General features: G+C 64.5%; 6 protein-coding genes. 1 reads left to right on the top strand and 5 read right to left on the bottom strand.

Annotation, left to right across the window (positions count from 1 at the left end; translation table 11 throughout):
• On the bottom strand, positions 1-824 hold an 824-nt coding region (locus ACWI6D_RS05800; protein WP_449134000.1), incomplete at its 3' end, for a hypothetical protein.
• 408 nt (positions 825-1,232) lie between these two features.
• Between ACWI6D_RS05800 and ACWI6D_RS05795 the strand changes: the two genes are divergently transcribed.
• Positions 1,233-2,450, top strand: coding sequence for an MFS transporter (locus ACWI6D_RS05795; protein ID WP_449133999.1), 1,218 nt, complete (start codon positions 1,233-1,235; stop codon positions 2,448-2,450).
• A gap of 283 nt (positions 2,451-2,733) precedes the next feature.
• Here the strand turns inward: ACWI6D_RS05795 and ACWI6D_RS05790 are convergent, their stop codons facing one another.
• The 4 genes from ACWI6D_RS05790 to ACWI6D_RS05775 form a co-directional block, all read right to left on the bottom strand.
• The gene (locus tag ACWI6D_RS05790; protein ID WP_042436473.1) at positions 2,734-2,937 is read right to left on the bottom strand and encodes a cold-shock protein; all 204 of its coding nucleotides are present in this window, start codon (positions 2,935-2,937) and stop codon (positions 2,734-2,736) included.
• Between the two features lie 426 nt (positions 2,938-3,363).
• The gene (locus tag ACWI6D_RS05785) at positions 3,364-4,194 is read right to left on the bottom strand and encodes a TrmH family RNA methyltransferase (RefSeq protein ID WP_449133998.1); all 831 of its coding nucleotides are present in this window, start codon (positions 4,192-4,194) and stop codon (positions 3,364-3,366) included.
• Between the two features lie 79 nt (positions 4,195-4,273).
• A complete protein-coding gene (locus ACWI6D_RS05780) occupies positions 4,274-5,038 on the bottom strand; it encodes a TatD family hydrolase (protein WP_449133997.1) in 765 nt (254 codons plus the stop codon).
• Between the two features lie 15 nt (positions 5,039-5,053).
• Positions 5,054-5,887 carry a tRNA threonylcarbamoyladenosine dehydratase gene (locus tag ACWI6D_RS05775; protein ID WP_449133996.1) on the bottom strand — a complete coding sequence of 278 codons (834 nt, stop codon included), beginning with the start codon at positions 5,885-5,887 and terminating at the stop codon, positions 5,054-5,056.
• Between the last annotated feature and the right edge of the window lie 113 nt (positions 5,888-6,000).

The raw sequence follows: 6,000 nt of genomic DNA, 5'->3' as shown, positions 1-6,000 counted from the left end.
ATGACGTTGAGCGCGTTGGGGTGGTTCACGATAACGCCCACCGTGGCCACGGACTGATGCATGGCCTCGGACTTGCCGATCTCCTCAACTTCCAAGATGATCTCGGCCGCCGCCGCGAGCGCGTCGGAACGCATGCCCATGGGCGTGGCACCCGAATGCTCCGCGTTGCCGTGCACGTGCACCTTGAAGCGGCGCGGGCCGGCGATGGTGCTCACGATGCCCACGGCGTCGCCGTATTCCTCCAGGACCTTGCCCTGCTCGATGTGCAGCTCAAGATACTCGCGAATGCCCTGGATGCGATCGGGCGTCAGGCTGTAGCCCTTGCGGTCGAACACCTCGTGCAGCGTCTCGCCCTGCTTGTTCACGGCCTCGCCCACGTCGTGCTTGTAGATCTCCTTGGTGATAAGGCCGCTGCCGATGGTGCTCCTGCCGAAGTTGCTGGACTCCTCGCAGCGCATGGCGCCCACGCGAATGGGCAGGTCAAGGCCGTCGCGTTCGGCCCATCCCATCACCAGCAGCCCGGCGATGATGCCCGCTACGCCGTCGTAGCGCCCGCCTTCGATCACCGAATCCAGGTGCGAGCCGACCAGCCAGTAAGGCTCGTCCTTGCTGTACTGCGTACGGTACAAGTAGGTGTTGCCCACCTGGTCGGCGAAGTTGCCGTAGCCTTTTTCCTTGCCAAGTTCGCACAACGTGCGGTGCATCTCGTCCTCGACTTCGGTATAGCCAAGCCGGGTGACGCCGCCGGATTCGCAACTGCCGATGCCGTAGAACCGGTCGAAAAGATATTCCGCGTATTCAACGTCTTCAATAGCGTGCCGCATAGCTGCCCCTTTCGTATATCGGCATGGTAGCCCAATGCGCCGCGGCGCCCGAAACGAACACCGAAACCGCACTTCACCGGCAGAAACGCGAAATGCGGCGCAAGGGACGAACCGAAGCGCCCCTGCACCTTGCGCCGGCATCGCGCGCCCGCGTCCCGCAACCTTCGATTTCCCCTAGCGTTTCGCTTCCTCAAGGAGTAGAATCACCTGCGGCGTTTCGCGAGCTTTCGCCGCCACTTCGATTCGCACGCTTTCCCAAGCGCGCTGCGTTGCTATTCCCACATTGTTCGTCCGTAAGAATATTTTTGTTTCAAAGCGCAAAAATATCCGGAAATGCCCTTGAAAATATTCAATAGCAGAGTATTTTATTGGAAGTTTATTCACTTGCGGAATGGGACGGAAACCACTATGCCACACAAAGAAAAAGCTTCTGAGATGAAGCACTACGCCGGCAAAGCCGTGTTCTCTGCGGCCATCGGCCACGCGCTCGACGGCCTGGACCTCATGATTTTGAGCTTCGCGCTGTCCGGCATCATCGCCACGTTCGGCGTCGACAACACCACCGCCGGGTCGCTCACGTCCATCACGCTGGCCGGCGCGTTTCTGGGCGGCCTGATCTTCGGCACGCTGGCCGACAAGCTTGGCCGCATCAAGGTGCTCACCTACTCGGTCATCTTCTTCGGCGTGTTCACCCTGTGCTCCGCCGCTGCCCCTAACTTCGAGCTTATGGCCATCTTCCGCTTCCTGGCGGGCCTGGGCATCGGCGCTGAGTTCGGCCTGGGCATGGCCATCGCGTCCGAAGTTTCCAGCCCCGAGAACCGCGCGAAGGCCACGTCGGCCGTTGGCCTGGGCTTCCAGGTCGGCGTGCTTGTTGCCTCGCTGGCTTCCGCGCCCATCATCGCCGCATTCGGCTGGCGCGGCCTGTTCGTCGTCGGCTTCGTGCCGGCGGTCGTCGCCATCATCATCCGTGCGTTCGTGCCCGAGCCGCCCATCTACGAGCAGCACAAGGCGTCCGGCAAGAAGCACGGCAACCTGGCTGACCTGTTCAATTCGCCCACGCGCATCAAGTACTCCATCATCATCATTATTCTGTGCACCGTGCAGAACGCCGGCTACTTCGGCATCATGACGTGGCTGCCGAAGTACCTCAACGGCGAGCTGGGCCTGAGCCTGACGTCCACCGGCATGTGGACGGCCGTCACCGTCATCGGCATGATGATCGGCATCTCGGTGTTCGGCTGGCTGGCCGACAAGGCCGGCCGTCGCCCCGCGTTCTGGACGTTCCAGATCGGCGCCGCTGCCATGATCATCATCTACAGCCAGCTGACCGACCCCACGGCGCTGCTGTTCGGCGGCTTCTTCATGGGCATGTTCGCTAACGGCATGATCGGCGGCTACGGCACGCTCATCGCCGAGCTGTTCCCCACCGAGATCCGCGGCACGGCGCAGACCGCGCTGTACAACGCCGGCCGCTTCATCGGCGGCGCGTCCGCCCCGGTGGTCATCCCGATCATCGCTGCGGGCCACGGCTTCGGCTTCGCCATCGGCTGCGTTGCCTGCATCTACATCGTGGCGTTCATCGTCATGTTCTTCCTCCCCGAGAAGAAGGGCTCCAACCTGGAGTAACGGATGCGGCGTGCGGTGCGCAAGCCCGCAGCAGCCACAATCCTTGCAGTACGCGAAAGCCGCCCTTCGGGGCGGCTTTCTTGCGTTTGGGCGGCGCGCGGCGTTAAACACCTGCAAGCAGGCGATCGCAACGCCGGCGACCAGCGGTCGCGTTCGCCCGCGCTTCGGCTGAATTCGCCCCTCAACCCGCAGGCAGTTTCGCCTTCGTTCGACAAGGCATCAAAAAAGCCCTTGCGCAGCACACGCAAGGGCTTTCAGCATCCTGTTTAAGAAAAGCGGTGGGTTAGAGACGCACCACGTTGCTTGCCTGGAGCTTGCCGTTCTGGCCGGTGGTCACATCGAAGGACACAGCCTGGCCCTCATCGAGGGTCTTGAAGCCGTCCATCTTGATCTCAGAGAAATGCACGAACAGGTCTTCGCCGTCGTTCTGAGAGATGAAGCCATAGCCCTTCTCGGGGTTAAACCACTTAACAGTACCTTCCGCCATTTTAAATCCTCTTTTCTCTCCCGCGCTTTCGCACGGGGGTAACACTGCGCGTTGCATGGCGGCAACACTCGCCCTCACCTCGAGAGCACGAGTTCTATCATACGCTATCGGACGCGAAAACCCGGCGGGAATCTAGCCAGATGGGAAGATTTAACGAAGGCTAACGTTGCGCGCAAGACGGCCGCTAGCCTGGCCCGAAATGGCGAACCGTTCGCCGATGAATCGGATCACCAGGCAGAAATTGCGCGCCGATCATGCGGGGTGCGAATGGGGTTTAGGGTTTATCGCGGGCGGTTCCCGACTGCCGGCAGTGAGGCGGCTTGCTCCCTAGCAGGATTTGCAAACCGCGATGCGAGGGAAAGTGGAAGGGCCTGCGGGAAAGACGGCTCAGCAGCCGAGGGCAACGCGACGGATGCGTCTTAGCCCCTATCGCACGCGCAGTTCCCAGAAGGCCACCGCGCTGGCGGCGGCCACGTTGAGCGAATCGACGCCGTGGGTCATGGGGATTTTCACCGTGTAGTCGCTGGCGGCGATGGTGGACGGGAACAGGCCCGCGCCTTCGGTGCCCAGCACCATGGCCAGGCGCTCGCAGGCGGCAAGCCGCGGGTCGCCTAGGGCTAGCGAGCGGTCCTCAAGCGCCAGCGCCGCCACTTTGAAACCGGCGGCGTGCAGCAGCGGGATGCCCTCGGCGGCCCACTGGCGCTGCGTGCCGATGCGCGTCCACGGCACCTGCAGCACCGTGCCCTGGCTGGTGCGGCTGGCGCGGCGGAACAGTGGGTCGTGGCACGAGGGCGTCACCAACACCGCGTCGATGCCGAACGCGCGCGCCGCGCGAAACGCGCTGCCGATGTTCGCGTAGTTGCCCACGTCCTCAAGCACGGCCACGCGACGCGCGCTCGTAAGCAGTACCGCCGGGTCGGCAAGTGCCGGGCGCTCGAAGGCGGCCACGGGGCCGCGCACGATTTTGTAGCCCGTGACCTGGGTGAATAGCTGGTCGGGCACGCGCATCGTCGGGCACGCGGGCCATTTTGCCTGCAGCGCAGCCGCAAGCGGGGCGGCGTCGTCGGCCCAGGATTCGCTGACCAGAAACGAATGCGGACGGACGCCGGCGTCGATGGCGGCGGCTATGACCGCGCGCGACTCGGCCATGAACAGGCCGGCGGGAGATGCGGGCCATGCGGCAAGGTCGGCGTCGCGCACGCGCGCATACGGCGCCAATCGCGCATCGTTTGCGCTGGTCACGTGCTCGTAAGCCATTCGCTATCCTTTCCGTTCCGCCATGCTGCTAGCATTTTCGCGTTTGCATTATAGATGATGCGGCGGGCCGCGGCGGCCGCTATGCCTCAAGCAGCGCTCGGCTTGTTGCTGCTATGCGTTCTTGCAGGTCGGCGACGTCTTCGCCGCGCAGTTCGGCCAGCTGACGCGCGGTTTGCTCAAGCAGTTGGCGAACGCGTTCGGCATCCCAGGACGCGCCTGCCTGCGCGGGCAGATCGGTCTCAAGCAGCAGCCGGTTGCCGGGTATGGCCTGCGCATAGGCGCGCCCGCGCTTCGACTGCAGCATGCGCGGGTTCACGCTGAAGAAGGCGCCCAGTCGCCGCGCGCGCGTGAGCTGGTCGGACGTGCCCGAGAACCAGTGGATGATGCACGCGTTGCCCGCCGCCTCGGCAAGCGCGCCGGCGCCTTCGAGCACGTCGAGCACGTCGTCGACCGCGCGCACGGCATGCAGCGACACCACCTTGCCGCCAACGCGGCCGCACACGTCCGCCACCTGTGACAACGCCGCTATCTGCGCCTGGCGCGTCGCAACGTGTGGCGGCGAGAAATCCAGCCCGACCTCGCCCACGAACCGCTGCCGTTCCACCGCAGCGCACAAGGCATCAAGGTCGGCCGCTGCGTCTTCGCCAACCCACCAGGGATGCAGGCCGCAGCCCACGCGCACGTTGGCCGCGCCAGCAAGCGCCACCTGCTGCGCAGCGAACTCCGCCAACGTCACCGTGTTCGAGAACGCACCGACGCCAGCGGCCGCAAGCTCACGCGCCGCCTGCGCCGCATCTTCGCAAAATCCCAGATGGCAGTGCATGTCGAACAGGTTGCAACCCACAACAACCCCTCCGAGCTACGCTTCCGGCACTTGGGCGATCTCGCACAGAACGCGGCCGGCGATGGTTTGGCCGAAAATCGGCGGGATGAACGACGCCGTGCCCATGTTCGTGCGCTCGCGGCGGCTGGCGCCCTCAAGCGTCGGGCGTTTCACCGGCTCCTCGCAGGAATACAGCACGCGCAGGTGGCGGATGCCGCGCTTGCGGCATTCCTTGCGCATGACGCGCGCCAGCGGGCAATTGCGCGTTTCGTAGATGTCGGCGAATCCGATGCATTCGGGGTGCAGCTTGTTGGCGCCGCCCATGCTGGAAATCAGCGGCATGCCCGTGCGGTCGGCGAATTCGGCGATGGCCAGCTTTGCGGACACGGAATCGATGGCGTCGATGACCATGTCAACGCGCCCGAGGTAGCGGCTGAGCAGCGGCTCGATGTCCTCGGCGCGCAGAAACATGTCAAGCGCCTCCACCTCGCAGTCGGGGTTGATGTCGTGCACCATGTCGCGCACGACCTCGTGTTTCTTGCGCCCGAGCGTGCTGTGATACGCGATGGCCTGGCGGTTGATGTTCGACAGGCTGACGATGTCGTGGTCGATGACCACCAGGTGCCCCACGCCGCCGCGCGCCAGCGCCTCGACGCAGTTCGAGCCCACGCCGCCCAGGCCGATGACCATGACCGTGGCCGCCTCGATGCGGTCGAGCCCCTCCTTCGTCATGATGACCTCAAGCTTCTCCGTGGGCGTTCCGCAACGCGTGCGCACCTTCAGCGACGCAGCAATCTCCTCGCGCGTGCGCGGCACGGCCGGCTTGGAGGACGCGGGGGCAGCGGGCGCGGCGTTCTCATCTGGGGACATGGTTCTCCTTCCGGGCGGCGCGGCAGGCAGCGCCGCAGCTTCAACGTTTCGCGCTCATCGTAGCATTGCCGGAAGCGCTCGTGCGCCAGCCGCAGCCAACACCATAGAAGCTG

The organism is Senegalimassilia sp. (genome assembly GCF_977052095.1).
The sequence above is the reverse complement of the archived record's forward strand: the minus strand, read 5'-3'. Positions and strand labels throughout refer to the sequence as shown.